Below are 25,916 nucleotides of genomic sequence, written 5' to 3'. Positions count from 1 at the left end.
TCGATCGGTCTTTTAAGGCCTCCTTGGCAACCCCGGCCTCACAACGTCGGTGCGAAGGTCGGGGAGGACGGCATGGCGGGGGAGACGTTCGGAATCGGGATCGGGGCACGCAGCCTCGTCCGCCTTCCGCTGCCGCTGCGCCGCCGCGCGCTCTGGCTCGCCCATGGGCTGACCCACGCCGCCAAGCGGATCCGAGGTGGGCTCCGGGGCCGTCCCGCCGGGACCGGCCACGCCGAACTCTTCATGAAGATCCTGCGCCTGCCCCGCGGCGAGGCCCTGCACCTGGAGCGCGCCGCCGCGCTGCACGACCGCATGACCGAGACCGAATGGGCCGCGCTGCTCCTGCGCGACATCCGGGCGAGCCAGCGCGACCTGCGCCATATCCGCGTCGAGGAGCCCGAGACGTTCCGGCGCCTCGCCGAGACCGGGCGCCCGGTCATCCTCGCGCCGCTGCACATGGGCGCCTATGTCGGCGGCCTCGCCCACACCATGCTGACCTACTTTCCCGGCCGCCCGATGCTGGTGCTGCGCCAGCGCGACGACATGCCATTGGAGACCGCGGTGATCGAGCGCATCCGCGAGGTCGGCGTCGAGATGCGCTTCCTCCAGGTCGGCAACCGCAAGGACTTCCTCTCCGCCGTGCGATTCGCCCGCAACGGTGCGGTGATCGTCGTGTTCTGCGACCTCGATCCGAGCTACGGCGCGCCGGCGGCCATGCCGATCTTCGGTCTGCCGACGCGCTTCGCCTTCGGCACCGACACGCTGGCGCGGCTGACGAACGCCGTGGTCGTGCCCTGGGTCACCGAGATGGAGACGGGCGGCGACACGATCCGTATCGGCACGCCGTTCGAGGTCTACGCCGACAGCCCCGAGGAGCGCGCCCGCGCCGCCGGGCACATGCGCCGCCACATCGAGGATTGTCTGCGGCGGCGCCCGGAACAGTGGCATCTGTGGTCGCTGCTGTCCGATTATTTACCCCCTTCCGACATCATGCCCGACGCCGCCGACGCGGCCGCGCCGGACCCCGTCCGGGACGCGGCGTGACGCCGGGTCGGCGCGCCCCGCGCCGACGAGCGATGGCCGAATCGACCCCATGAGCGACCCCGCGAGCGAACCCGACACCGAGGCGCGAGATTCCGAGGCGCAGGACGCGGCGCCCGCGAACCCGACCGCCGCGTTCCAGAAGCGGCGCCCCGGTGCCACGATCCACCTGCAGCAGGACCGCGGCGCCACATGGATGGCGTGGTTCTTCGGGGCGATCATCGTCACCGTGGTGGCGGCCCTGTTCCTCGGCCGCTTCGCCCGCACCGAATCGGTGCGCGGCTACGTCTCGGCCTCGTCCGGCCTCACCCGGCTCGACGCGCAGGCGCCCGGCATCGTGCAGAGCATCGACGTGCGCCAGGGCGACTTGGTCCGCCGGGGCCAGCGCATCATGCAGATTCAATTGCGCGAGCAGACCACGGGGGGCATCTCCACCGTCTCGGCCAACCAGCGCAGCCTGCGCGAGCGGCAGGCCAACCTGAAGCGCGAGCAGCTGCGGCTCTCGGCCTATCTCGATTCGACCCGCGACGACGAGCGCGACACCGAGGCGAACGTCGCGGGCGTGGTCCGCTCCTTCGACGAGCAGGAGAAGGTGCTGCGCGAGGGCCTGCGCCAGCAGGAGGACATGGTCCGGCGCATCCAGAAATACCTCGACAAGGGCTACGCCACCCGCGAATCGCTCAACAGCCAGCAGCGCATCGCCCTCGACTACGCCCGCCAGCTCAGCGAACTGCGCGCCCGCCGGGCCGAGCTGAAGCAGGAGACCGCCGAGCGCCTGCGGGCGCAGCGCACCAACGTCACCGAGAAGGCGGCGCAGCTCGCCTCCGCCGAGAACGACCTCAGCGCCGTCGAGGCGCAGCTGACCGGCGTCAACGCCCAGTCCCGCCTCGACATCGTGGCCCCGGCCGACGGCCAGGTCGCCGGCTTGTTCGTGGAGCCCGGCGCCTCGGTCTCGGCGGATCAGGTGCTCGCCATCATGGGCGATGCCGGGGCCGAGCCGCTGATCGTGCTCGAAGTGCCGGCCCGCGCCATCGGGCTGGCCAAGGTCGGGCAGGACGTGGTGCTGAAATACGACGCCTTCCCGTTCAAGACCTTCGGCATCGCCCACGGCACCATCACGGTGATCTCGGACACGCCGCTGCGCTCGCCGACCGTCGCGGTGGCCTCGGCGGGCGACGTGACGGTCGATCCCGAGAGCCTCAACCGGCAATCCACCTACCGCGTCGAGGTGCGCCCCGACGCCCGCACGGTCCGGGCCTACGGCGTCGACGAGCCGATCCGCCTCGGCTCGACGCTCTCGGCCGACATCGTGGTCGAGAAGCGCCGGCTGATCGACTGGATGCTCGACCCGATCCAGGCGATGCGGGGACGGGGCTGATGGAAACCCGCCGCGCCGTTCCGACCTCCCACGCGAGCCGCCATCCATGAACGACTGGCTGAAAGGCATCCTCGCTGGGCGGCGGCGGGTGCGCACCCTGGTGCAGAGCGAGACCAACGAGTGCGGGCTGACCTGCCTCGCCATGGTGGCGAACTATCACCGCCACGACATCGACCTCAGCTACCTGCGCGCGCTGTTTCCCCTCTCGCGCACCGGCATGACGCTCGGCGACATCGTCGAACTCGCCGACGGCTTGGGGCTCGATGCCGGCGGCTACGCGCTGTCGAACGTCTCTGAGCTCGCCAACGTGGCGCTGCCCGCGATCCTGCACTGGAACGGCAACCACTTCGTGGTGCTCGAATCGATCAAGGCCGGGCGCTACCGCGTCCACGATCCCGAATTCGGCCTGCGGCTCTACGAGCAGGCCGACATGGAGCGGATGTTCTCCGGCATCGTGCTGGAATTCGCGCCGCGGATGGATCTCAAGCAGTTCAAGTCCGAGCGCAAGCTGACCCTGATCGAGCTGGTGCGCGCCACCCGAGGGCTCGGCAACACGATCTGGCAGATCGCGCTCGTCTCCGCGGCCATCGCGCTGCTCGGCCTCGCCACGCCGGTGCTGCTGCAGGTCGCCCTCGACGTGGTCATCCCGCAGGCCGACCTCGACCTGCTGCAGGTGCTCGCCATCGGGCTCGCCCTGATGATGACCTTCGAGGCGCTCGGGCGCTGGCTGCGCGACTTCGTCACCCTGCGAGCCTCGACGCTGCTGGAGCTTCAGTTCACCCGCAACGTGGTCGGCCACGCCTTCCGCCTGCCGCTCACCTATTTCGAGCTGCGCCATCCCGGAGACTTCGTCGCCCGCGTCGACTCGATCGACCACGTCAAGACCTACCTCGTCGGCGGCCTCGTCACGGCGTTCGCCGACAGCCTGACCTCGTTCCTGCTCGTCGGGATGATGTTCTACTATTCGCCGCCGATGGCGTTCGCGACGCTGCTGACGCTCGCAGCCGTCCTGGCGATGCGCTTCCTCACCTTCCCCAAGCTCAACCAAGCCACCGCCGGCTCGCTCGAAGCGCGCTCCGAGGAGCGCGGGCGCCTGCTCGATGGCCTCCGCCGGGTCGACAGCCTCAAGGCCCACAACGGCACCGAACTCTTCGCGCTGCGCTGGTTCGAGAGCTTCACGCGCTTTGCCAACCTCGATTTCCGCGCCCGCAAGGCCGGCCTCGACGCCGAGCTGATGATGCACGTCGTCATCGCCATCAGCACGGTGACGACCCTCTACATGGGCATCACCGGCGTGCTCTCGAACCTGCTGACGATCGGCACGCTCTACGCCTTCTTCTCGCTCCGCACCGACTTCTTCGACCGGGTCAACCTGCTGACCCACAGCCTGATGCAGCTCTCGGCGCTCAAGGTGCATCTCCAGCGCCTCGACGACGTGATCGGCCAGGAGCCGGAGCCGGGCATCGAGGAATCGAAGTTCCAGCGCCAGCTGCGCAAGGAGGTGCGGCTGGAGGACGTGACCGTGCAGTTCGGCCGCGGCGACGAGCCGATCCTGACCGGGGCCAGCCTCACCATCGACATCGAGCGGGCCGAGACCATCGCGATCATCGGCACGTCCGGCTCGGGCAAGTCCTCGCTGATGAAGATCCTGGCGAGCCTGCACGAGCCGGCCCAGGGCCGCGTCATGGTGGACGGCGCCCCGCTCGACCAGTTCGGTCGCCGCGCCTTCCGGGACAATCTCGGCGTGGTCTTCGCCGATGACGGGCTGTTCTCCGGCACGGTGGCCGACAACCTCTCGCTGTTCGACCCCTCCGTGTCGCGGGCCGAGATGGAGGCCGCGCTGGTGCGCGTCGGGCTCGCCGAGGAGATCGAGCGGCTGCCCCAGGGCTTCGCCACGCAGATCTCGGAGGAGAACGGCCTTCTCTCCACAGGCCAGCGCCGCCGCCTCGTGCTGGCCCGCGCGCTCTGCCGCCGCCCGCGCCTGCTGCTGCTCGACGAGGTGACGGCGAACCTCGATCCCGCCACCGAGGCTGCGCTGGTGGACAGCCTGCGTTCGGTCCGTGCCGCTAAGGTGTTCGTCACCCACAGCGAGCGGCTGCTCGATCAGGTCGATCGGGTGCTGCGCATCGAGGACCGCCGCCTCGTCGAGGTCACGGCTCCGCCCGCGACACCCGTAGCGCGCCGGGGGTAGTCCCGCCGGGGCGGGGCGCGACCGGCAGCGCCGCGCGCCGGGCCGGCTCGGTCCGCGATCCGCGCAAAGCCGGGGCGGCCTCCCGTGGGACCGGGCCGACATCGACCATGACGGGGGCGCTTCCGCTGCCGCGCAAAGCCAGCGGGGCAGCACGCTCCGGCACCGGTATCGGATCGAACCGGCGCGAGGCCGGCACGCTGGTGCCGACATCGAGCTGGCCCACGGCCGCCGCGAGTTGCAGGCTCAGGGCGTCGCGCTCCGTCGTCACCGCCGCCACCGCGACTTCCGCTTCGGCGAGTTCGGCGCGGATGTTCAGCTCATCGAGCACGGTGCGGAAACCCGCGCCGCGCTCGATCTCGAAGCCCCGCATGGTCGCCCGCAAGTAGCCGACCCGCTCGGTCAGCCGGGCGAGCTGCGCGCCGATGCCCGCCCGCTTGGCGTAGGCGGTGCGGGCGGCGGTGACGCGGGTCAGTTCCTCGTCCTGCACCTCGTAGCCGCGCTGGCGCGCGACAGCGGAAGCCTCGGCGAGCCTGGGGAAGGCGCCGGGCTCGTAGAGCGGCATCCGGGCGATGACGCGGGTGGTGGTGTCGGCGAGCCGGTCGAGCGCCGGGCTGTAGCGCGACTGCGCCGTATGGCCGAACACGAGATCGACCTTCGGCATCAGCGCGCCGACGCTGGCCTGCGCCTGCCACTGCGCCGATTCCGCGTCGAGCCGGGCGGCGGCGAGCGCCGGGTTGTTGGCCAGCACGAGGTCGGCATAAGCGTCCTCGCTGCGGGGCACTTGGTCGGGGAGCCGCGGCGGCACCATCCGCTCGGGCTCGATCCGGGTCAGCCGTTTCAGCTCCAGCCGTGCGGCGGCGAGTTCGATCCGGGCGCGCTCGCGGGCGGCCTCAGCCTCCTGCACCCGCGACAGAGTCAGGGCCACGTCGGTGCGGGTGGCGTCGCTGAACTCGAACTGGCGCGTCGTCGCCTCGTTGATCCGCCGGATCGCGGCGACCTGCGCCTCGCGCGCCGCGAGGATGCGGGTGTCGCGCAGCACCGCGATATAGGCCACCGCGGTGTCGAGCAGCACCTGCTGGCGCTGGCTCAGGGTGATGAAGCGCCCGGCCTCGCTCAAGGTGCGGGCGGATTTGAGGTTGTTCCAGCGCTGGAAGCCGTCGAACAGCGGCAGCTCGGCGGTGAGGCCGAACTGGTCGGGCGCGCGCCGGGGCGTCGCGTCGAGGCCCACTTGGATCGGCTCGATCTGCGGCGAATAGGTGTAGCGGCTCTCCAGCGGCCGATCGATGACGACGCCGACCTTCGGCATGAAGGCATCGATCGCGCCGCGCAGCCGCGCATCGACGGCATCCTGCCGTGCCTTGTCGGCTCGCAGCACGAAGCTCTGCTCCAGCGCGGAGGCCGAGGCCTCCTCCAGGCTCTGCGCCGCGGCGGGACCGCCGAGCACCGGCATCAGGCACAGCCACGCGGCGGATCGAGCCGATATCGGACGCTTCGATGCCACAGCCGCCGGCCGCCTCCCGCACCGCATCCGAATCCGGCGCGGCAACGGCATGGTTATCGGCGGGTTATGCTTAACATTGATTTACCCGGTGCCGCGCGGTGCAGCACTCACCCGAGCTGCGCCGCCCCGAACGCCCGCAGCGCCGCGTCGCCGGCCGAACCCGCATCCTCCGGCGAGGCGTAGGATTCCGGCGAGACGCGGACGGAGACGCCGTCGCCGTCGGTCAGGTGCCAGCGGTAGCGCTCGAGACTGTCCGGACAGGTCTCGACGGTGACGGCGACGGGGGTAGGATCATCCATGGGGTGCGGTCTCGGGGTGCGGGATGGAGGGAGCGGCCGTCCCCGGCCGCTCCGGTCGGCATTGATGGACTGGGCCTCAGCTGTCCGCCTTGGCGCCGCTGAGCGTCAGGTCGAGGTAGGTCTTCGTCACCGGCTCGATCAGCGCGGCGATCTCCTCGGCGGCCTTCGTCTCCTCCTCGACCGCGGCGTGGAAGAAGGCGACCTGATCGGACCGACCGGCCCGCTCCGCGATCACGGCGAGCGAGCGGTAGGCCGCCACCTGATCGTACTGGTAGGCGTAGCCCGCGTAGAGGTTCTTCAGCGTCTCGTCCTGGGCGGTGGCGTGGACGGCCGCGCCGATGGAGCCGGCCACGCTCGTGACGGCCTCCTTCAGCGTCGAGCGGCTCTCGCCGATCGCCTCCAGCGCCGAGTCGAGCCGATCGAGCTGCACCTTCGTGGTCTCGACATGGCGGCGGAGAACCGCGGCGTAATCGGGATAGCGCTCGAGACCCGAGAGCTGGCGCTCCATCTGCTCCAGGCCCTGCTTTTCGAGGGCGCGCGTGTTGCGCAGAGCCCCCGCGTAGATCGTGCCGATATCGGTCGTGGCCATGCCGTCGTCGCTCCAAATGATGGTGTGATCGGGCGGCAAACCCGGGCGACGGGGAGCCGTTTCCCGCATGTCCCTGCGACGGAAGCGCCTCATTCCAAGAGAGCCGCCGGCCGGCCATCCGGCGAAGCCGCCATGCGTCAAGTGGCGCGGCAACCGGACCGCCGGAGCGCCGGTTGCCGCCCGACACCGACCCCATCGACGCGAGGCGCACCGCATGTCCGAGACCAGCCACAGCCGATCCGCCAAGGCCCAAAAGGCCGAAGAGGTGCAGGCCGCCGGCAGCGCCAAGGCCGGGGCCGGCCATCCGGTCGTCACCGAGGGCGGCCCGGCCCCGTCGCCGACCGATGGCAAGGGGCACCCGAAGCCCGCCGCCTCCACCGCCGACACCGACGGCTCGTTCGAGGCCGGCACCTCGTCGGCCACCGCCGGCAAGGCCGAAAAACTGGCCGCCGCCGAGAACGCCGCCCTGACCAAGGACCAACACGGCCGCGGCCGCCGCAAGGCCGAGGAGGCGTGAGCCGGATCGTCCGGCTCGGCTTCGGGCCGGAGGAGCGGGTCGCGTGACGCGTCGCGTGCTGATCGTCGGCGCCTCGCGCGGGCTCGGCCTCGGGCTGACGGCGCGGTTCCTCGCCCGCGACTGGGATGTGACCGCCACCGTCCGGCAACCCTCGGCGCCCCTCGCCGACCTCGCCACGGGCGGTCGCCTGCGGATCGAGGCCGGCATCGACATCGACGACGACGCGGCCGTCGCCGACCTGCGCGCGCGGATCGCCGAGGTGCCGGACTTCGACATCGTCTTCGTCGTGGCCGGGGTCGCCACCCAAGCCGGCACGCCTGCCGCCCTGCTGCCGCGGGAGGTCGTCGGCGCGGTGTTCCAGACCAACGCGGTCAGCCCGATCCGCTTCGCCGAAGCCTTTCACCGCCGGGTCGCACCGGGCGGGCTCATCGTGCTGATGACCTCGAAACTCGGCTCGGTCTCGCTGAACCGCGGCGGCGGCTGGAGCAGCTACCGGGCGAGCAAGGCGGCGCTCAACACCCTGGCGCGCTCCTTCGTCGGCCAGCACAAGGGCGCGGATTGGGGCGTCGTGCTCATGCATCCGGGCTGGGTGCGCACCGATCTCGGCGGACACCGCGCCACCCTCGATGTCGAGACGAGCGCCCGCGGCATGGTCGGGGTGCTCGAATCCCGACTCGGCCAGCGCGGCTGCGTCTATCTCGACTACACCGGGGAAACTGTGCCCTGGTGAGGCGGCCCACCTGCGGCATCGGGGCCCGCGAACCCGAGCAGGACCCGCCGGTTGATCGTCCATGAGCGCATCGGACCCGACCCAAACCCCTTCCGCCACCGCCGAGGTGATCGCCGCCCGCCGCCGCGAGATGGCGGTGGAGCACATCCTTTTCGGCGCCCTGCGCCATCTCGCCGGCCGCCATCCCGAGATGCTGGACGAACTCGACGCCAGCCTTCCACATCTCTGGGATCGGTCGGAAGGCACGGAGCGCGACGACGAGGCGGTACGCGAGATCGCGCGGCGGTTCATCAAGAGCCTACGCGCCGAGGCGTAGACGGCAAGCCGCCCGCACGCGTGTTCGGGTAGAAGACGCAGCTTCTACCGGCGCGACACTCGCCAGCCCGCGTCTCCTGCTTATGCCGCCCGCACCGTCCCGAGGAAGCGCCCCACCTCGCTCGCGAGATGCTCCGATTGCCGGGACAGTTCGGACGCCGCGCCGAGCACTTGGCTCGCAGCCGCTCCGGTTTCGTCGGCGGCGCTGGCGACGCCCGCGATGTTGCTCGTGACCTCGCCGGTTCCCATGGCCGCCTGAGCGATGTTGCGCACGATCTCCTGCGTCGCCGCGCCCTGCTCCTCCACCGCCGCCGCGATGGAGGTCGCCACCTCGTCGATCTCGCGAATCCGCCCCGTCATCCCGGTGATCGACGTGACCGCGAGCGTCGTCGAAGACTGGATCCGCGCGATCTGGCCGGAAATGTCGCTCGTGGCCCGGGCGGTCTGCTCGGCGAGCATCTTAACTTCGCTCGCCACCACGGCGAAGCCCTTGCCGGCGGCGCCCGCGCGGGCCGCCTCGATGGTCGCATTCAGAGCCAGCAGGTTCGTCTGGCCGGCAATCGTCGAGATCAGGCCGACCACGTCGCCGATGCGCGACACCGCGACGTTCAGGTCCTGCACGAGGGCGCCGGTCCGGTCGGCCTCGCCGACGGCGAGGCGCGCCAGTTCCGCCGAACCACCCACCTGCCGGCCGATCTCCTGCACCGACGAACCCAATTCCTCGGCCGCCGCCGCCACGGTGTTGACGTTCGAGCCGGCCTGCTCGGCCGCCGCTGCGACCGTGGTCGATTGCGTCGCGGTCTCGGTCGCCGTGGCCGTCATGGTCTGGGCCGTGGCCTGCAACTCCGTGGCCGAGGCGGACACCATGGCGATGATGCCTCCGACCGCCCCCTCGAAGCGATCGGCCAGTTGCCCCATCTCCACGCGCCGACGCGCTTCCGACGCCTCCCGCATGGAGACGACCTCCCGTTCCAGTTCGACATTCCGGACGAGGTCGTCCTTGAAGCCGGAGATGGCCTTGGCCATGGCTCCGATCTCATCGCCCCGTGCGGTGAAAGGAATGGTGACGGCGAGGTCGTCGGCGGCGAGCTTCGTGACGGAGGCGGTGAGAGCCTGCAGCGGGCTCACGATGATCCGGCGCAGCACGACGGCGATCGCCAACGATGCGAGCAGGGCCGCAATGGCGGCCATGGGCGCAACCGTCCGCTGCCGGTCGAACGTCTCGCTGGCGATGAGGGACGCTTCCGCCAATCGGGTCTTCTGATAGTCGGTCGCCGCGTCGGTCGCCTTGATGACTTTTTCAAGCAGCGGCCAGCCCTGTCCCGAGCGCTCGATCTGCACGGCTTCGGCGCTCTTGGTCGAATCGAGGGCCAAGGCGACCTGACGCGCGTAAATGCCTCCGGTCAGATCGTGGATGGACGAACGCAGCTTGGCGCAAACGGACAGCATGGTCGCGTCGTCGGCGCTGATCCTTTGCAAATGCTCCAGCTTGTCGTTTATTTTATTGAGGCGATCGTCATAGATTGCCTTGAGATAATCGCTGCCCGTGATGGTCATGCCGCGAACGAGCGCCTGCAGATCCACGCTGTACATCTGGACTTCGCGCAGGAGCACAGTTCGCTCCCACTGGAGGCTCTGCGTCATCGCGACATCCGCAGCCTTGTACTGTGAATGAAAATTGAAGGCTGCATATAGCGCAATCAAGGCAACCAGAACGAGATTCGCTACCGCAAATTTTTTGAAAATGCTGAGGTTGCGCATTGAACTGCCGTGCCTGAATTCGGATTGTCTCCACGATACGTCTTTAGCGTTAAAATTGGATTGATCGTGGATTGTCGATGTATATGCAAATGAATTCGCTTGAATTCGGCATAGGGGCATTTTATTTTAGCTCGATCAATCAGAAGGTCTTCATCAAAAAATCGATCAATGATGGCGGAGTCGTTGATCTATGATGGGTCGCTAGCGACAAGAATGAATTCGCCAGTCGGGGTGCAGCTCACGAACGGCCGTACCAGCGCCCGCCGACCTCGCCCGTCGCGAACCTCGATCAACCAGCCCGACTCATCGGTCTTCGGCGCCCCCAACCGGCTGCGGCAGTCGACGGGATGCACGAAACGGCTGCAGATGATCGCCTGGGTCGCCGAACGGATTCCCGCGACGCGGATCACCCATGAGGATCGGTGTAGGCAGCGAGTTACGGTTGCCGAGGCGGACGCGGTGGGGAGCCCCCCGAACGGTCGCTATGGACCGTAGCGGCCGGTTTTCAGCTCTCGCACCACAGCATCGATGTCGTGACGAGAAAGGCCGATGGCGCGCCCTGCGGGAATCGAACCCGCCTTTTCAGCGTGAAAGGCTGACGTCCTAACCGATAGACGAAGGGCGCTGGCGCTGGGCCTGCGGCTCTATAATCGGCTCTAGGCCTGGGGGCAACGGCCTCGTTGCGCTCTTTCGACGTCGGAGGCTGAAAATCCGGGTGGCCGCGCCCTTGCGCCGGGGCCGTCCGGGCGCGCAGATGCCGCATGAGCTCGCGGGCAGCGGGGCGAAGGGCGGGGAGGAACGATGCGGATTCTCGTGGTCGGGGCCGGGGCGACCGGCGGCTATTTCGGGGCACGGCTCGCCGAGATCGGGCGCGACGTGACGTTTCTCGTGCGCCCCGCGCGGGCGGACAAGCTCGCCGCCGAGGGCCTGCGGGTGAAGAGCCCGGTCGGCGACGTGCACATCGCCGCGCCGAAGACCGTCACGGCCCACACGCTCGCGGGGCCGTTCGACCTCGTGATCCTCTCGGCCAAGGCCTACGACCTCGACGGCGCCGTAGCCGACCTGCGCCCGGCGGTGGGGCCGGGGACGGCGGTGCTGCCGATCCTCAACGGGATGCGCCATCTCGACGTGCTCGACGCCGCCTTTGGGCCGGAGCGGGTGCTGGGCGGCACCTGCGCCATCGTGGCGACGCTGACGAGGGCGGGCGAGATCCGCCAGATGAGCGAGCTGCACAGCCTCACCTACGGCGAGCGCGACGGCACGCGCTCGGAGCGCGTCGCGGCCATCGAGGCGCAGATGGAGGGCGTGCGCTTCCAGGCCCGGTCCAGCGACAAGGTGGCGCTGGAGATGTGGGAGAAGTGGGTGTTTCTGGCGACCCTCGCCGGTGCCACCACGCTGATGCGCGCCGGCATCGGCGACATCGTCGCGGCGCCCGGCGGGCCGGCCTTCATTGAGGGTCTGCTCGACGAGTGTCAGGCGGTGGCCGCGGCCAACGGGTACGGGTCGCGGGAGAAGGTGCTGGCCGGGGCGCGCAAGACCCTCACCGCTCAGGGCTCGCCGATGACCGCCTCGATGCTGCGCGACATTGAGGGCGGTGCGCGCATCGAGGCCGACCACATCGTCGGCGACCTGATCGAGCGCGGGCGGAAGGCCGGCATCGAGACGCCGATCCTCGCCCGCGTGCTGACCGGGCTGAAGGCCTACGAGAACCGCAAGGCCCGCGAGGCGGCGTGACTCAGTAGCGGCCCGGCGGGGGCGGGGGCGGGTTGCCGTATTCGAGCTGGGTCTTGGCGTCGGGGCGGCGCGCCGGGGGCGGGGCCGGATCGTAGGCGGGCGCGGCCGGTGCCGTCGCGCAGGCGGCGGTGGTGACGGCGATCAGGGCGGCGCCCGCGAGCAGTTTCAGGGTCGGCATCGGCGTTGTCTCCGGGGGCGTCCCACAAGGCTCTTCTTGACGGACGGCGCCATCCTGCCGTTCTGAGGGGCCAACCCGCCGGAAGCTCGGCCGTATCGTGACGGCCCTCGGGTCGAAGCGTGGCCGTATGGTGGCATGTTGAACGAACAGTTTCGGAGCCGATCCTGACCCCCTCCGCCCGCATCTCCGCCGCCATCGAGATTCTCGACGACATCCTCACGCGTCGCCGCCCGGCCGCGGATGCGCTCAAGGATTGGGGCCTCGCCCACCGCTTCGCCGGCTCCGGGGACCGGGCGGCCATCGCCAGCCTCGTCTATGACGGGTTGCGGCGGCGCGCCTCCGCCGCCTTCGTGATGGGGGCCGAGACCGGGCGCGCCGTGACCATCGGCATGCTGCGGCTGCAGCGGGGGCTGGCCGAGCCGACGATTGCGAGCCTGTTCGACGGCGCCCGCTTCGCCCCCGAGCCGCTGACCGAGGACGAGCGCGCCCGGCTGAAGGAGGGAAGCCTCGCGGACGCCCCGCCGGAGGTAGCGGGCGATGCCCCGGCCTTCGTGCTGCCCTCGCTCCGGGCGACCTTCGGCGACGACCTGATGGAGGAGTTGAAGGCGCTCGGGCGCCGGGCGCCGCTCGACATCCGCGTCAACGCCCTGAAGCGGACCCGCGAGGCCGCCGCCGCCGCGCTCGCCGATCTCGGCGCCGAGCCGACGCCGCTCTCGCCGCTGGGCCTGCGCGTGCCGATGGGCGAGGACGGGCGGGGCCCGGCGCTCCACGTCGATCCGCTGTTTCTGGAGGGCGGCTTCGAGATTCAGGACGAGGGCTCGCAGCTCGCGAGCGTCCTCGCCGGCGTGAAGGCCGGCGAGACCGTGGTCGATCTCTGCGCGGGCGGCGGCGGCAAGGCCTTGGCGCTCGCAAGCCTCACCGGCAACGGCGCCCGGCTGATCGCCACCGACGCCGACCCGCGCCGCCTCGCGCCGATCCACGAGCGCCTGCGCCGCTCGGGCGCCGCGGTCGAGGTGCGCACGCCGCGCACCGGCAAGGCGCGGGCGGACGTGCTGGTCGATCTCGACGGCACGGTCGATCGCGTGCTGGTCGATGCCCCCTGCACCGGCACCGGCACGTGGCGGCGCAACCCCGACGCCAAGTGGCGCCTTCGGCCGGGAAGTCTGGCCAACCGCACCGCCGAGCAGGCCGAGGTGCTCGACCGCGCGGCCAAACTCCTGCGACCGGGCGGCACCCTCGTCTACGTCACCTGCTCGGTCCTGCCCGAGGAGAACGACGCGGCCGTCGATGGCCTGCTCGCCCGCAGCAGCGGCGCCGTCGCCTCGGTCGCGACCGATCTCTCGGCGGTGCCGGGCCTCTCGGAAAAGGTCCGGCGGACGGGGCGCGGGGTGCAGATGAGCCCGGCGCTCACAGGCACCGACGGCTTCTATGTCGCGACGATGACACGCATTTCGTGATCGTCGCAGCGGGATCGGCCCGGCCCTTGCCTCGTTGATGGCGTGACGGCGCGCCCTGCGGACGATCCCGCGCGGCTGTCGCCGAGACGGGACCGACCATGACGAGGCTTCTTCCATGACGCTGCACCGGCGCGCGCTGCTCGCGGGCACGGCGGCGGCCCTGGCCGGCGAGCGGGCGCTCGCCCAAGGCACCCTTCAAGGCACCCTTCAGGCGCGACCGCCCGTGCGCGTCTCCGACGACGTGGTCCAGCCCCTGCCGAAATCGGCGCCGGGCGCGGACCTCGAAGTCATCGATCTCTGGCCCGATCTGCCGCCGGGCGGGGGCGGGCCCTACCGCTCCGAATACCGCTTCGACGAGACGCTGACCGGCGTCGTCACCGGCGTGGTCCGGCCCTGCCTGCTGGTGATCCGCCCGGAGCGCCCCAACGGCGCCGCCATGGTGATCGCGGCGGGCGGCGGCTACCGGCGCATCGATATCGGCAACGAGGGCCTGCCGGTCGGCCACTGGCTCGCCAAGGGCGGCATCACCGCCTTCGTGCTGATCTACCGTCTCCCGCTGGAGGGCTGGCGCGACGGCGCCGACGCCCCGCGCCAGGACGCGCAGCGCGCCATGCGGCTGGTGCGATGGCGGGCGGAGGAGTTCGGGCTCGATCCCGACCGCATCGGCGTGCTCGGCTTCTCCGCGGGCGGGCATCTCGCCGGCACCACCGCCACGGATGCCGAGCAGGACCTCTACGACGACCTCGACGAGGCCGACGGCCTCAGCGCGCGGCCGAGCTTCGCCGGACTGATCTACCCGATCATCACCATGCGGGCGCCCTACGACCGCACCATCTCCAGCCGCAAGGTGCTGGTCGGCGACGATCCGCCGGATGCGCGCCGCCGGGCCTATTCGGTGGAGGTGCAGGTGAACGCGCGCACGCCGCCGATCTTCATGGTGCAGGCCTCCGACGACAAGATCGCGATCACCGACCATCCGCTGCTGATGCACGCGGCGCTGCGTGCGGCGGGCGTGCCGGTGGAGATGCATCTATTCGAGCGCGGCGGCCACGGCTTCGGCCTCGGCGTGCCGGGCAGCCCGGCCGCGGCCTGGCCCGGCCTGTTCATGGCCTGGATGCGCGGCCACGGCCTGCTCAAGGCATGAAAAAGGGCGGCCCCGCGGGGCCGCCCTCTCCGTGTCGGACTAAAAGAATCAGAAGCAGCGGCGCTTGCGCACCACGGTCACGCGGCCGAACGGACCGCGGCGCTTGGTGATGACGGTCTTGCAGCGCGGCCCGCGGATCACCTCGCGGCGCACGACCCGAGCCTGCTGAAAGAGCCCGTCCGAGGCCGGGGCGGCGCCGGGGAAGGCACCGGCGAGGGGGATGGCGGAAGCCGGCGCGGCGGCACCGAGGCCTGCGAGCGTGACGGCAAGTCCGAAGAGAGCGGCTCTCATGGTCGGAAGTGACTCCTGTCCGTTTCGAGGGGAGGCGGGTGTCGCTTTCGCGGAGTGAACGTCCGGTTAACCGGATCGGTGCCGCACGAACCGCACGGGGGACACGACGCCGCACGCGTTGCGCCGCCGGGATGCGTCGTCTAACCGGGTCGCAAAGGGCCTGGATCGCATGACCAACGACATTCCCGCCATCGACACCTCCCACCACGACAAGATTTTGATCGTGGATTTCGGCTCACAGGTGACGCAGCTCATCGCCCGCCGGGTGCGCGAGGAGGGGGTCTATTGCGAGATCGTGCCCTTCACGAAAGCCGAGGCTGCCTTCGAGGCGCACCGGCCCAAGGGCGTGATCCTGTCCGGCGGCCCTGAATCGGTCACGACCGACCTGTCCCCGCGCGCCCCCCAAAAAATCTTCGAGGCCGGCGTGCCGGTCTTCGGCATTTGCTACGGCCAGCAGACCATGGCGGCGCAGCTCGGCGGTCAGGTCGAGGGCGGGCACCATGCCGAGTTCGGCCGCGCCGAGGTCGAGATTCTGTCCGACTCGCCGCTGTTCAAGGGCGTCTGGCATGTCGGCGAGAAGTATCCCGTCTGGATGAGCCACGGGGATCGCGTCACCAAGCTGCCGGACGGCTTCACCACGGTGGCGATGTCGCGCAACGCCCCCTTCGCCGCCGTCGCGGACGAAGCCCGGAAGTACTACGCCGTCCAGTTTCATCCGGAGGTGCATCACACCCCCCATGGCGCGCTGCTGATCCGCAACTTCGTGCGCGACATCGCCGGCTGCTCCGGCGACTGGACCATGGGCACCTACCGCGAGGAGGCCATTGCCAAGATCCGCGCGCAGGTCGGCTCCGAGAAGGTGATCTGCGGCCTGTCCGGCGGCGTCGACTCGTCGGTGGCGGCGGTGCTGATCCACGAGGCGATCGGCGACCAGCTCACCTGCGTCTTCGTCGATCACGGCCTGATGCGGATGGACGAGGGCGCGGAGGTCGTGCGGCTGTTCCGCGACCACTACAACATCCCGCTGGTCCACGTGGAGGCGCAGGATCTGTTCATCGGCGCGCTCGAAGGCGTCGACGACCCGGAGGTGAAGCGCAAGACCATCGGCCGCCTCTTCATCGACGTGTTCGAGGCGGAAGCCAAGAAGATCGGCGGCGCCGCGTTCCTGGCGCAGGGCACGCTCTACCCGGACGTGATCGAGAGCGTGTCGTTCTCCGGCGGCCCCTCCGTGACGATCAAGAGCCACCACAATGTCGGCGGCCTGCCCGAGCGCATGAACATGCGTCTCGTCGAGCCGTTGCGCGAGCTGTTCAAGGACGAGGTGCGCCTCTTGGGCCGCGAACTCGGCCTGCCCGAGAGCTTCGTTGGCCGCCATCCCTTCCCCGGACCCGGTCTCGCGATCCGCTGCCCCGGTGTCATCACCCGCGAGAAGCTGGAGGCCCTGCGCAAGGCCGACGCGATCTATCTCGACGAGATTCGCCAAGCCGGCCTCTACGACACGATCTGGCAGGCCTTCGCGGTGATCCTCCCCGTCAAGACGGTGGGCGTGATGGGCGACGGGCGCACCTACGACCACGTCTGCGCGCTGCGCGCCGTCACCTCGGTCGACGGCATGACCGCCGACTTCTACCCCTTCGACATGGCCTTCCTCGGCCGCGTGGCCACGCGCATCATCAACGAGGTGAAGGGCATCAACCGGGTGACCTACGACATCACCTCGAAGCCGCCGGGCACGATCGAGTGGGAATGAGGGCAGGTGACCATCGGCCTGTAAGGCGGTTGCAGCCTCCTCACGCCGGTCACCGCCCCACGCCGTCATTGCGAGGCGAAGCCGAAGCAATCCAGCGCTCCGCACGCGCAGGATAAAGCATCGGCCCGAAAGGTGGGAACCGGCTTTCGGAAAAAGCCGATGCGGCACAAGAATTTAGAACGCGTGCATGGCCATGTCGTCGGCTTGGTTGCCTCTTCTCCGCACAGGTCGCGCCCTGAATCGCGTCAGTTCCGCCACGCGATGACGGGGTGAAGCGGCGTCCGAAACGGTCGCCCGGAGACGGCGAGAAACAGCTGCCGATGGCGCAGCGATACCGGCTCCCATGCGATTCGAGCCACGCCGATCAGGTCCGCTCAACCCTAATCGCGGCGAGCTTGGCCGCATTGTGAAAAAAATGTGGCGCGGCGCTTCACATGCCTGACACTTCAAGTAAGCTCGGTTCCGCGCCAAGGTTGAATCGGCCGCGAGCGAATCGATCGGACCCCGTTTCAGGCGGGTAGGCGACTTCGCGCGATGCTGCGGCTCCTCGGCATTTCCCGTATCTGGAAAAGCCAACATGAGCATCGTGTCGAAGTCTTTCTTCGCCGTCGCGGCGATTCTGCTCGTCGGTATCGGGACGATGCCGCGCGCGGCGGCCAGACCTCTCGATGGACTTGCCGGCGCCGCCGTCGGATTTGCACTCGGCGCGATGGTAGCCGCACCGCGCCCACGATACTATTCGGCCCGCCCCAGAACGGTCGTCGTCTATCGCAACCGGCGCGCGCGGGGCAGCTATGCTTCCGTCCCGGCGCGACGTCAGGGCGCCAGCGTGATCCCGGCGCGCATCAACACCGCGTCCGACCCGTTCGCGGGCTCGGCCCAGCCGATCGCGGTGCGCGGCAACTAGCGCATCGTCCTGGATATCGTATCCAAGACGACGCGCTAGGTTCTTGTGCCGCATCGGTTTTTTCCGAAAGCCGGTGGCCACCTTTCGGACCGATGCTCTAAGCCTCGCTTGGTCCCGCAACCCCGCTCACGGGCATCCGCACGCATGCGCAGCGCACTCGCCGCCGCCTTCGGCCTCCTGTTCGCGGGCGCCGCGCAGGCGGGCCCGGTCCTGAACATCGACAAATCGATCGAGAAGGTCTCCGGCTGGTCGATCGGCGTCAGCAAGGCGTTGAACGGCTGCCTCGCCGCCGCCACCTACCAGGACCAGACGACGGTCTGGATGGGGTTCGACGGGGACAAGGACGAGGCCTTCCTCGCCTTCACCAACCCGCGCTGGAAGTCGATCGAGACCGACCGCGTCTACCGTCTCGCAATGATGACGGGGCGCGGCCGGTGGAAGGGCCCGTTCACCGGCGTCGAGCGGACGAACGAGCGGGGCCTGTACGCCTCCGGCCTCAAGAAGGGCTTCGTCCTCGACATCGCCCGGGCGGGCGCCATCGATGTGATCTTCGAGCAGAAATCGATCGCGCGCCTGTCCCTGTCCGGCTCGTCCGACGCGATCGATGCGATGAACGATTGCCAGAAGGCCGTCGTGGAGGCGAAAGCGTCAGCGGGCAAGGAGGGCGCCAAGGCCGAGGCGTCGCCGAAGAAGAGCGGCGGTTCGTCCGGCACGGGCTTCTTCGTATCCGATGTCGGGCACGTCCTGACCAACCACCACGTGATCGAGAATTGCAGCGAATTCTACGTCGCGAAGTTCGGAGTGCCGTCGATACCCGCGCGCTTGGTCGCGAGCGACGCGCAGAACGATCTGGCCGTACTCGGCACAGGCATCGAGAAGCCCGTGGTGCCGGCGATGTCGCTGCGTCCGCGGATCGGCGAGAGCGTCTACGCCTACGGCTTTCCGATGCTGCATCTGCTCGCGGCGTCGGGCAACTTCACCGTCGGCAACATCACGGCGTCGGCGGGGCTCGGGGACGACACGCGCATGCTGCAGATCTCGACGCCGATCCAGCCCGGCAACAGCGGCGGCCCGCTCCTCGATCAGTACGGGGCGGTCGTGGGCATCATCAACTCGAAGCTGAACGCCCTGAACGTCGCGCTGGCGGGAAAGGGCGACATCCCGCAGAACATCAACTTCGCGATCAAGACGATGATCGCCCTCAACTTCCTCGACGCCAACGGCATCCCGCCCACGGTCGGCACAAAGAGCCCGACCCCGCTCGACGCCGCCAGCGTCGCCGAACAGGCCAAGCTCTTCACGGTCCACGTCACCTGCCGCTGACAGGGACCGGCGCGCGTTCCGTCATTCGACCCACGTCTCTTTCGAGCCGGCGTGACCGGGCCGGAAGCGCCGGCGCTCGACCGGGCGAAGGCCGTGGCCCTGCTCGGTCGCTGCCGCTACAAGAAGACCGGCAGCCCCTGAGGTCGAACGACGGCAGCCGCTCGATGAGACCCGCTCCATGATCGTCGCACGTTCGGCATCCCTGCGTCTCGCGGCGACGGGCGCTCTCGTGGCGGCCGTGATCGCGGGTGGCGCGTTGACCCTGCCGGAGGCCGCCTCGAGCCTCGGCCTTCTTCAGGCCGCCGACGACCCGGCCCGCCTCTCGACCCTTCGTCTCGCCTCCGTCGCCACCGAACAGCGGATCGCCGCCGAGATCGACGACGCCGTGAGCCGGGGCGATGGCGATCTCGCGCGCAGCTTCCTCGAACTCGCCGCCGCTCAAGGCACGACGGTCGATGCGGATCGCCGTGCAAGGGTCGCGGCCCTGGCCGTGCCCGCGGAGGGGAGCCCCGCAGCGGCGTTTCTCGACGGCGCCGTGACCGGCGCCTCCGACACGTGGATCGGGACGGCGGGCTCGCTCTCGGCCGACCTCGTCGGGATCGGCGACGTGCGCGACCTCTGGCAGGAGGGGGGCAAGCTGATCCAGGGCGAGCCCTACGACACCGTCATTCTCGGGCTCTCGACGGCCGGTCTCGCCCTGACCGGCCTGACGGTGGCCGCGTTGTTGCCGAGCGGCGGCACCAGCCTCGCCGCCAAGGCGCCCGCGACACGGGGCCTGAGCTTGCTCAAGGGCGCGCGTCGCGCGGGGCTTCTGTCGCGTGAGTTGATCGAGAAGATGGGTGGGATGGCGGTCGCGGCCCTGGACAAGGCCGCCCTCAGGCAAGCGGTTGCGGGCGCGCGCGCCCTCGACCTTCCCGCTGTGCGGTCGGCGGCCCAGCGGGTGCTGCGGCCCGGCGCCGTTCGCACGATCTCGGGCATGGGGCAGGATGTGGTCGCGCTGGAAGCGCGGATCGGCCAGCGCGGCGCGGCCCAGGTTCTCGGTGTGGCGCGCAATGCCGGAGATCTCGGACGCGCCCGCCGTCTGGCCGAGGCCATGGGCGGGCGAACGCGGGCGACGCTCAAGCTGCTCGGAACGGCCGCGCTCGTTCTCGGCAACGCCGTGGGGCTGCTGCTTCAAGCCGTCTGGCTCGCCGTGGGCTGGATGGTGATGGCGGCGCTGACCGCGCGCAGGCTGGGGCTGACGCTCGGGCGTCTGATCTGGGGCCCGGCTTCGGCGCGTCGATCGCCCCCTCGGTCCAACCCGTAAGCCACGGGTGGAAAAGACGATCTTCAAAGAAGGAAGTGGTGCCGCAAGAGGGATTCGAACCCCCGACCCCCTCATTACGAATGAGGTGCTCTACCAGCTGAGCTATTGCGGCGTCGATGGCCGGACGGGCCCGGGGGCGGTCCGCTATCGTGGCCGGGTCTTAGACGGATGGGGCGTTCTTGGCAAGCCTCGGCGTGGCGTTCGACGCGCTCAGGCGGCGCCCGGCGGGAGGATGGTCCAGGGCTCCTCGAAGACGTGTTCTTCGAGGTTCGAGCCGGGGCCGCCACGGTCGATCACGAGGAAGTCTTGGGGCGCGTCGAGCGGCGTGAGGACGCCGTGCCAGATGCCCAGACCGTAGCAGACGCCCTGGCCCGGCGCGGTGAGGAAGGCGCGCGGCGTGCCGGGGCGGCCGTCCTCGTCGGGGCAGACCACGACGAGGAAGGGGGCCGGGCTCAGCGGCACGAAGGCCTGGGCGCCGAGCGGGTGGCGTTCGACGAGGCTCAAGCGGAGGGGCAGCGCGTAGGGCTCGGCCTCGACATGGCCGATCACCACGCGGCTTGCCTCGCCCGCGACCGGCACCGCGGCGAGGTCGTGGTAGCGACGCGCCTTGCCGGCATTCATCGGGCGGGGCGCGACCGAAGTCTTGTCGATCACCGTGCCGAACAGGGCGAAGACCTCCGCCGTCAGCGGCACGATGGGGATATCTCGGGCGCTCATCGGGCTGACCGGAACGGCGAGAGGGCGGGGTGGCGGTTCACGTCCTTGTAGAGCAGATAGCGGAACGGGCCGGGGCCGGCGGCGTAGCAGGCCTGCGGGCAGAAGGCGCGAAGCCACATGAAGTCGCCGGCCTCGACCTCGACCCAGTCGCGGTTGAGCCGGTAGACCGCCTTGCCCTCCAGCACGAACAGGCCGTGCTCCATCACGTGCGTCTCCTCGAACGGGATCGAGCCGCCGGGCTGGAAGGTGACGATGTTGACGTGCATGTCGTGGCGCACGTCCTCGGGCGAGACGAAGCGGGTGGTGGCCCAGGCGCCGTCCGTGCCCGGCATCGCGATGGGGGTAATCTCGCGCTCGTCGGCGACGAAAGCCGGCGGCACCTCGATGCCCGGCACCCGCTCGTAGGCCTTGCGGACCCAGTGGAATCGGGCGGGCTCCGTGCCGTCGTTGCGCAGGCTCCAGGCGGCACCCGGCGGCAGGTAGACGTAGCTGCCGGGATGCAGCGCGTGCGCCTTGCCGTCGAGCACGAGGCGCAGCGCGCCGCCGACGACGAACAGCACGCCCTCGGCCTGCGGATCGGGTTCCGGCCGCTCGCTGCCGCCGCCGGGCGCCACCTCCATCAGGTACTGCGCGAACGTCTCGGAGAAGCCGGAGAGCGGGCGCGACAGCATCCAGGCCCGCGTGCCCTCCCAGAACGGCAGCACGCTGGTGACGATGTCGCTCATCACGCCCTTGGGGATCACCGCGTAGGCCTCGGTGAATACGGCGCGGCCGGTCATCAGCGTGGTCTGGGGCGGGAGGCCGCCGCAGGGCGGGTTGTAGGGGGAAGCGGTCATCGGAAGGGCTCCGGGATTTCCAGGGCTGTCGCGTTCACGCATCGCATGGCGAGCCGGATAGGGCACCCTCCTTCCCCTTGCGGGGAGGAGGCAGGAGGTGGGGGTCGGGCAGAAGGCACCGTACTGGTCCCTCCTGAACCACCCCCACCCCTACCCCTCCCCGCAAGGGGGAGGGGACGCACCTGCCTTCAGCGCGCCTCGTTCCGCACGAGGTCGGCGGCGAGCGCGTTGTGGCGGGCGGCGAGTGTCCGGGTATCGACGGTGGTGAGCCGCCCCTCGCGGACCACGACGCGGCCGTTGATGACGCTCCAGGCGACCCGCTGCGGCGCGCAGAAGACCAGCGCGGCGACCGGATCGTGCAGGGCGCCCGCCGTCTCCAAGCCGCGCATGTCGAAGGCGACCACGTCCGCCGCCATGCCGGGGGCCAGCGCGCCGATGTCGTCGCGGTCGAGCACCTGCGCGCCGCCGCGGGTGGCGATCTCCAGCGCCTCGCGGCCGGTCATGGCGGCGGGGCCGAAGCCGACGCGGGCGAGCAGCATGGCTTGGCGCGCCTCGCCCAGCATGTGCGAGCCGTCGTTCGAGGCCGATCCATCGACGCCGAGGCCCACGCTGACGCGCTCGCAGCGCATCTGCCCGACCGGGGCGATACCGGAGGCGAGCCGCATGTTCGAGCAGGGGCAGTGGGCGACGCCGGTGCGCGTCTTCCCGAACAGCTTGATCCCCGCATCGTCGAGCTTGACGCAGTGGGCGTGCCAGACGTCGTGCCCGGTCCAGCCGAGTTCGGCCGCGTACTCGGCCGGCGTCATCCCGAATTTTTCGCGGCTGTAGGCGACGTCGTCGGCGGTCTCGGCGAGATGCGTGTGCAGGCCGACGCCGTAGGCGCGGGCGAGCACGGCCGATTCCCGCATCAGGTCGCGGCTCACCGAGAAGGGCGAGCACGGGGCCACCACGATGCGGCGCATGGAGAAACGTTCGGCATCGTGCCAGCGCTCGATCAGGCGGCGGGTCTCGGTGAGGATCGCGTTCTCGTCCTCGACCACCGCATCGGGGGGCAGGCCGCCCTTGCTCTCGCCGACGCTCATGGAGCCGCGCGCCGCGTGGAAGCGCATGCCGATGCCGTCCGCCGCCTCGATCGAGTCGTCGAGCCGGCAGCCGTTGGGGTAGATGTAGAGGTGGTCGCTCGACGTGGTGCAGCCGGACAGGATCAGTTCGGCCATCGCGGTCTGGGTCGAGACCCGGATCATCTCCGGCGTCAGGCGCGCCCAGATCGGGTAGAGCGCCTTCAGCCAGCCGAAAAGCTCGGCGTCCTGCGCGCCCGGCACCGCCCGGGTCAGGGTCTGGTACATGTGGTGGTGGGTGTTGACGAGGCCGGGCAGCACCACGTGGCCGGCCATGTCGATCACTTCGTCCGCGGTCTCCGGCAGCGTATCGGCGGCACCGACCGCGACGATCCGGTTGTCCTCGATATAGACCCCGCCGCCGCGGATCTCGCTCCGCCCCTCGTCCATCGTGACGAGGACATCGGCGTTCTTCAGAAGCAGCGAGCTCATCGCGTGGTGTCCTTGAGCCAGTCGGCGAGAACCTGCCGCTCGTCCGCGGTCATCTCGGTGATGTTGTTGGGCGGCATGTTGTGGGTCAGCACCGCGTGGCGGCGGATCGCCTCCGCCTGACGGCCGATGGCGGGGCCGGTATCGAGCAGAACCCCCTTCGGTGCGACGCCGATCCCCTCCCAGGCGGGCTCGGCGGCGTGGCACATGGCGCAGCGCCCGGCCACCAGCTCGACCACGTGGTCCGGCGGGCTGGCCTTCGCCAGCGACACGGCGGCATCGGCCGAGGCGAGCTTGACCTGCGCGGGCGCCTCCGCCTGGGGCGGCAGGCCGAGGATCGAGCGCCCCCCGGCGGTGCCGGCGAGCGCCACCGCGAAGGCGGCGCCGAGCCCTGCGGTCGCCGCGGCCCAGGCCCACCAGGGCGAGCGGGCATGGTCGGCGTGGCGGACGTTGTAGAAGAAGCGGATCACCGCGCCGGAGGCCGTGATCAGGGCGACGATCAGCGGGATCGTGGCGTTCGAGGAAAACAGCATCGGGTAGTGGTTGGAGATCATCAAGAGCACGACCGGCAGGGTCAGGTAGTTGTTCTGCGCCGAGCGCTGCTTGGCCTGCTTGCCCAGGTTCGGGTCCGGCCGCTCGCCCTTCATCAGGGCGGCCACGACCTTGCGCTGGTTCGGGATGATGACGAGGAAGACGTTGCCGGCCATCCAGGTCGCCATCAGGGCGCCGGTATGGATCAGCGCGCCGCGCCCGCTGAACACCTGGGCGAAGCCGAAGGCGGCGGCCGTGATGACAACGAGCCCGACCGCCGCGAGGCCGGATTCGTTTTTGCCTACCGGCGAGCGGCAGATGCGGTCGTAGATCACCCAGCCCAACGCCAGCGCGCCGATGCCGACCGCCGTCGCGGCGGGCGCCGAGAGGTCCATCACCGCGGGATCGACCAGATAGAGCTTCGACTGCGCGTAGTAGATCCAGGCGAGCAGCACGAAGCCCGAGAGCCAGGTCGTGTAGGCCTGCCACTTGTGCCACGTGAGATCGAGCGAAAGGTGCTCGGGCGCGACGAAATACTTGCGCATCTCGTAGAAGCCGCCGCCATGCACCTGCCACGCGGCCGCGCCTTCGCCCGCCGGGATGTCCGGCGTGCGCTTCAGCGAGGCGTCGAGATGCATGAAGAAGAACGACGAGCCGATCCACGCCATCGCGGCCACGATGTGCAGCCAGCGCAGCAGCAGGCTACCCCACTCCCAGACGAAGCTCTCCATGGCCGACCCCTCCGAATGCTTTCCCCGATCCTAGCGATGCCGGGCCGCTTGTATGCCCGCGGAATTCCTTGTCAGTTTTCGAATTTTTCGTAAGCTGACACGGGGCCAGGATCGTCCGCCCATGCGATTGTCCTGCCACGGCCTGGCGCCGTCGGAGTCTGCGGGGCCGCAATGTTGTCGCTGGAATCGATCCGCATCTTTATGCGCGCGGCCGATACGGGCAGCTTTTCCGCGGCCGGGCGCTCACTGCGGCTTTCGCCATCGGTGATCAGCTACCGCATCCAGACGCTTGAGGAGCATCTCGGCTGCCTGCTGCTGACGCGCACGACCCGGCGGATGAACCTGACCGAGGCCGGCCGCGTCTTCTACGACCGCTGCCTCGATGTCGCGGCTTCCGTAGAGCGGGCCGAGAAGAGCGTCGAGACGCAAGGTGCGGCGCCGCGCGGCACGCTGAAGGTCACGGCTCCCTTGAGCCTCGGGCGCCGCGTGGTGGCGCCGCTGATCCCGGCCTTCCGCGAGCGCCATGCCGAGGCCGACGTGCATCTGCGCCTGTCCGACCATCTGCTCGACCTCGTGCAGGAGGCGGTGGACGTGGCGGTGCGCCTGTCGCAGATGCGCGATTCGACCTTCACCCTGCGCAAGGTCGCCGATGTCGAGCGAATGCTGTGCGCGTCACCGGCCTATCTCGACGCGAACCCCGCCCCCGAGACCCCGGCCGACCTTTTGGACCATTCCTGCCTGCTCCTGCGCTTCCCCGGCTCGGAGCAGTTCCGCTGGACCCTGCTCGATGGCGACGAGGCGCTGACGATCCCGGTCTCCGGCCGCATCGACGCCGACGACAGCGACGTGCTGACCGAATGGGCGCTCCAGGGCCAGGGCATCGTGCTCAAACCGGTCTACGAGGTGGCCCCCTACCTCGCCGACGGGCGGTTGGTGCCGGTTTTGCCGGAGACGCCGCCGACTTCGGTGACACTTGGGGTGGTGTACCCTTCGCGAAAAATGCTGCCGAACCGGGCTAAGACGTTTGTCGAGATGACGGTGGAGGCTTTGCGGGGGTATGTTGGGGGGCAGTTGGGGTTGGTGGGGAAGCGGGTGGTGCGGTAGGGCACAGCATTCACACAGCTCGGTCGTACAAATGGCGT

24 protein-coding genes and 2 tRNA genes are annotated in these 25,916 nt (G+C 69.9%); 14 read left to right on the top strand and 12 right to left on the bottom strand.

The genetic code is table 11. The features are described 5' to 3' along the window. The first annotated feature begins 72 nt into the window (after nucleotides 1–72). The 3 genes from AAHG03_RS06840 to AAHG03_RS06830 are packed head-to-tail and all read left to right on the top strand — an operon-like array spanning nucleotide 73 to nucleotide 4,610. On the top strand, nucleotides 73–1,044 hold the full coding sequence (locus AAHG03_RS06840; protein WP_342149699.1) for a lysophospholipid acyltransferase family protein: 972 nt from the start codon (nucleotides 73–75) through the stop codon (nucleotides 1,042–1,044). Between the two features lie 49 nt (nucleotides 1,045–1,093). Beyond that, entirely contained in the window at nucleotides 1,094–2,419 is a 1,326-nt protein-coding gene (locus AAHG03_RS06835; protein ID WP_342149697.1) for an HlyD family secretion protein, read from the top strand. 46 nt (nucleotides 2,420–2,465) lie between these two features. Continuing rightward, complete coding sequence (locus tag AAHG03_RS06830) at nucleotides 2,466–4,610, top strand: peptidase domain-containing ABC transporter (protein WP_342149695.1); 2,145 nt, start codon at nucleotides 2,466–2,468, stop codon at nucleotides 4,608–4,610. On the opposite strand, the gene AAHG03_RS06825 is transcribed toward AAHG03_RS06830, so the two are convergent. The 3 genes from AAHG03_RS06825 to AAHG03_RS06815 form a co-directional block, all read right to left on the bottom strand. Continuing rightward, entirely contained in the window at nucleotides 4,570–6,060 is a 1,491-nt protein-coding gene (locus AAHG03_RS06825; protein WP_342149694.1) for a TolC family protein, read from the bottom strand. The genes AAHG03_RS06830 and AAHG03_RS06825 overlap by 41 nt on opposite strands. Nucleotides 6,061–6,218: 158 nt before the next feature. Further along, entirely contained in the window at nucleotides 6,219–6,410 is a 192-nt protein-coding gene (locus tag AAHG03_RS06820; protein WP_342149692.1) for a hypothetical protein, read from the bottom strand. 76 nt (nucleotides 6,411–6,486) lie between these two features. After that, the gene (locus AAHG03_RS06815) at nucleotides 6,487–6,999 is read right to left on the bottom strand and encodes a DUF892 family protein (RefSeq protein ID WP_342149691.1); all 513 of its coding nucleotides are present in this window, start codon (nucleotides 6,997–6,999) and stop codon (nucleotides 6,487–6,489) included. 214 nt (nucleotides 7,000–7,213) lie between these two features. Here AAHG03_RS06815 and AAHG03_RS06810 point away from each other — a divergent pair, with 214 nt between their 5' ends. The 3 genes from AAHG03_RS06810 (at nucleotide 7,214) to AAHG03_RS06800 (ending at nucleotide 8,562) form a co-directional block, all read left to right on the top strand. Then, entirely contained in the window at nucleotides 7,214–7,516 is a 303-nt protein-coding gene (locus AAHG03_RS06810; RefSeq protein ID WP_342149690.1) for a hypothetical protein, read from the top strand. A gap of 43 nt (nucleotides 7,517–7,559) precedes the next feature. Then, nucleotides 7,560–8,246: an SDR family NAD(P)-dependent oxidoreductase gene (locus tag AAHG03_RS06805; RefSeq protein ID WP_342149688.1), complete on the top strand. Its 687-nt coding sequence runs from the start codon at nucleotides 7,560–7,562 to the stop codon at nucleotides 8,244–8,246. A 61-nt stretch (nucleotides 8,247–8,307) separates the two neighbouring features. Then, a complete protein-coding gene (locus tag AAHG03_RS06800; RefSeq protein WP_342149687.1) occupies nucleotides 8,308–8,562 on the top strand; it encodes a hypothetical protein in 255 nt (84 codons plus the stop codon). Between the two features lie 80 nt (nucleotides 8,563–8,642). On the opposite strand, the gene AAHG03_RS06795 is transcribed toward AAHG03_RS06800, so the two are convergent. Together AAHG03_RS06795 and AAHG03_RS06790 are read right to left on the bottom strand one after the other, a co-directional pair. Then, on the bottom strand, nucleotides 8,643–10,322 hold the full coding sequence (locus AAHG03_RS06795) for a methyl-accepting chemotaxis protein (RefSeq protein WP_342149685.1): 1,680 nt from the start codon (nucleotides 10,320–10,322) through the stop codon (nucleotides 8,643–8,645). A gap of 550 nt (nucleotides 10,323–10,872) precedes the next feature. Next, nucleotides 10,873–10,947 (bottom strand) — tRNA-Glu (locus AAHG03_RS06790). Between the two features lie 176 nt (nucleotides 10,948–11,123). Here AAHG03_RS06790 and panE point away from each other — a divergent pair. Next, complete coding sequence (gene panE / locus AAHG03_RS06785) at nucleotides 11,124–12,056, top strand: 2-dehydropantoate 2-reductase (protein WP_342149683.1); 933 nt, start codon at nucleotides 11,124–11,126, stop codon at nucleotides 12,054–12,056. 1 nt (nucleotide 12,057) lies between these two features. On the opposite strand, the gene AAHG03_RS06780 is transcribed toward panE, so the two are convergent. Next, the gene (locus AAHG03_RS06780) at nucleotides 12,058–12,234 is read right to left on the bottom strand and encodes a hypothetical protein (protein ID WP_342149682.1); all 177 of its coding nucleotides are present in this window, start codon (nucleotides 12,232–12,234) and stop codon (nucleotides 12,058–12,060) included. 164 nt (nucleotides 12,235–12,398) lie between these two features. On the opposite strand from AAHG03_RS06780, the gene AAHG03_RS06775 reads away from it, so the two are divergent. Together AAHG03_RS06775 and AAHG03_RS06770 are read left to right on the top strand one after the other, a co-directional pair. Then, nucleotides 12,399–13,691: an RsmB/NOP family class I SAM-dependent RNA methyltransferase gene (locus AAHG03_RS06775; protein WP_342149768.1), complete on the top strand. Its 1,293-nt coding sequence runs from the start codon at nucleotides 12,399–12,401 to the stop codon at nucleotides 13,689–13,691. A gap of 115 nt (nucleotides 13,692–13,806) precedes the next feature. After that, on the top strand, nucleotides 13,807–14,835 hold the full coding sequence (locus AAHG03_RS06770; protein ID WP_342149680.1) for an alpha/beta hydrolase: 1,029 nt from the start codon (nucleotides 13,807–13,809) through the stop codon (nucleotides 14,833–14,835). 48 nt (nucleotides 14,836–14,883) lie between these two features. Here AAHG03_RS06770 and AAHG03_RS06765 read toward each other — a convergent pair whose 3' ends face one another. After that, nucleotides 14,884–15,126 (bottom strand): hypothetical protein, encoded by a 243-nt coding sequence (locus tag AAHG03_RS06765; protein ID WP_342149679.1) that lies wholly within the window; start codon nucleotides 15,124–15,126, stop codon nucleotides 14,884–14,886. Nucleotides 15,127–15,295: 169 nt separating this feature from the next. Between AAHG03_RS06765 and guaA the strand changes: the two genes are divergently transcribed. The 4 genes from guaA (at nucleotide 15,296) to AAHG03_RS06745 (ending at nucleotide 20,412) form a co-directional block, all read left to right on the top strand. Next, nucleotides 15,296–16,876, top strand: a complete 1,581-nt coding sequence (gene guaA / locus AAHG03_RS06760; RefSeq protein ID WP_342149678.1) for a glutamine-hydrolyzing GMP synthase — start codon at nucleotides 15,296–15,298, stop codon at nucleotides 16,874–16,876. Nucleotides 16,877–17,453: 577 nt separating this feature from the next. Then, the gene (locus tag AAHG03_RS06755; protein ID WP_342149676.1) at nucleotides 17,454–17,783 is read left to right on the top strand and encodes a hypothetical protein; all 330 of its coding nucleotides are present in this window, start codon (nucleotides 17,454–17,456) and stop codon (nucleotides 17,781–17,783) included. A gap of 144 nt (nucleotides 17,784–17,927) precedes the next feature. Further along, entirely contained in the window at nucleotides 17,928–19,106 is a 1,179-nt protein-coding gene (locus AAHG03_RS06750) for a S1C family serine protease (protein WP_342149675.1), read from the top strand. A gap of 178 nt (nucleotides 19,107–19,284) precedes the next feature. Continuing rightward, nucleotides 19,285–20,412 carry a hypothetical protein gene (locus tag AAHG03_RS06745; protein ID WP_342149674.1) on the top strand — a complete coding sequence of 376 codons (1,128 nt, stop codon included), beginning with the start codon at nucleotides 19,285–19,287 and terminating at the stop codon, nucleotides 20,410–20,412. A 36-nt stretch (nucleotides 20,413–20,448) separates the two neighbouring features. On the opposite strand, the gene AAHG03_RS06740 is transcribed toward AAHG03_RS06745, so the two are convergent. The 5 genes from AAHG03_RS06740 to AAHG03_RS06720 all read right to left on the bottom strand — a co-directional run bounded on the left by AAHG03_RS06740 (nucleotide 20,449) and on the right by AAHG03_RS06720 (nucleotide 24,774). Next, nucleotides 20,449–20,524: transfer RNA gene (locus AAHG03_RS06740), tRNA-Thr, on the bottom strand. A 98-nt stretch (nucleotides 20,525–20,622) separates the two neighbouring features. Then, nucleotides 20,623–21,129, bottom strand: coding sequence for an ureidoglycolate lyase (locus AAHG03_RS06735; protein ID WP_342149673.1), 507 nt, complete (start codon nucleotides 21,127–21,129; stop codon nucleotides 20,623–20,625). Continuing rightward, nucleotides 21,126–21,965, bottom strand: a complete 840-nt coding sequence (locus AAHG03_RS06730) for a bifunctional allantoicase/(S)-ureidoglycine aminohydrolase (protein WP_342149672.1) — start codon at nucleotides 21,963–21,965, stop codon at nucleotides 21,126–21,128. The genes AAHG03_RS06735 and AAHG03_RS06730 overlap by 4 nt, the downstream gene beginning before the upstream one ends. Before the next feature lie 188 nt (nucleotides 21,966–22,153). Then, nucleotides 22,154–23,515, bottom strand: a complete 1,362-nt coding sequence (locus tag AAHG03_RS06725; RefSeq protein ID WP_342149671.1) for an 8-oxoguanine deaminase — start codon at nucleotides 23,513–23,515, stop codon at nucleotides 22,154–22,156. Next, nucleotides 23,512–24,774 (bottom strand): urate hydroxylase PuuD, encoded by a 1,263-nt coding sequence (locus tag AAHG03_RS06720; RefSeq protein ID WP_342149670.1) that lies wholly within the window; start codon nucleotides 24,772–24,774, stop codon nucleotides 23,512–23,514. Before AAHG03_RS06720 ends, AAHG03_RS06725 begins: the two co-directional genes overlap by 4 nt. A 171-nt stretch (nucleotides 24,775–24,945) precedes the next feature. Between AAHG03_RS06720 and AAHG03_RS06715 the strand changes: the two genes are divergently transcribed. After that, entirely contained in the window at nucleotides 24,946–25,878 is a 933-nt protein-coding gene (locus AAHG03_RS06715) for a LysR family transcriptional regulator (RefSeq protein ID WP_342149668.1), read from the top strand. Nucleotides 25,879–25,916 lie beyond the last annotated feature (38 nt).

The organism is Methylorubrum subtropicum, from assembly GCF_038442325.1.
In the GTDB taxonomy this organism is placed as follows: Bacteria; Pseudomonadota; Alphaproteobacteria; order Rhizobiales; family Beijerinckiaceae; genus Methylobacterium; species Methylobacterium subtropicum.
The sequence above is the reverse complement of the archived record's forward strand: the minus strand, read 5'-3'. Positions and strand labels throughout refer to the sequence as shown.